Below are 852 nucleotides of genomic sequence, written 5' to 3'. Positions count from 1 at the left end.
ATTCGCTTACTGATGCACTCTCTGAAGCTGACTCGGAGTTTGAGACAGACTGTGATTCAGACACTGATGCACTCTCTGAAGCTGACTCGGAATTAGAAACCAATTGTGATTCGCTTACTGATGCACTCTCTGAAGCTGACTCTGAGTTTGAGACAGACTGTGATTCAGAAACTGACGAACTTGCTGAGGATGATTCTGAGTTTGAAACTGATTGTGAAGCTGAAATTGACGCACTTTCTGAGGCTGACTCTGAGTTTGAAACAGACTGTGATTCTGAAACTGACGCACTTTCTGATGCTGACTCTGAGTTTGAAACAGACTGTGATTCTGAAACTGACGCACTTTCTGAAGCTGATTCGGAATTAGATACAGATTGTGATTCAGATACTGACGCACTTTCTGAAGCTGATTCGGAATTAGATACAGATTGTGATTCAGATACTGACGCACTTTCTGAAGCTGATTCGGAATTTGAAACGGATTGTGAGGCTGAAACTGATGCACTTTCTGAGACTGATTCGGAATTTGAGACTGATTGTGATTCAGAAACTGACTCACTTTCTGACGCTGATTCTGAATTAGATACAGACTGTGATTCTGAGATTGATTCACTTACTGACGCTGATTCTGACGTTGAAGCTGACTGTGATTCAGATACTGACGCACTTTCTGAAGCTGACTCTGAGTTTGACACTGATTGTGATTCTGACACAGACGAGCTTGTTGAAGCGGACTCACTCAAGGAACTTGAAACACTCGCTGACTTAACGGTACTCAAAGACACACTCGTTGAAGCGGACTCACTTTGTGAGACACTGGTCTTCAAGGACTCACTCAAGGAACTTGAAACAC

General features: G+C 43.0%; 1 pseudogene. It reads left to right on the top strand.

The features are described 5' to 3' along the window. Nucleotides 1-852: pseudogene (locus tag HMPREF2637_RS11680) on the top strand (hypothetical protein); the annotation flags it as partial.

This window comes from Streptococcus sp. HMSC065H07, from assembly GCF_001837325.1.
GTDB classification, from domain to species: domain Bacteria; phylum Bacillota; class Bacilli; order Lactobacillales; family Streptococcaceae; genus Streptococcus; species Streptococcus salivarius_H.
This window is presented reverse-complemented; position numbering and strand designations above follow the sequence as displayed.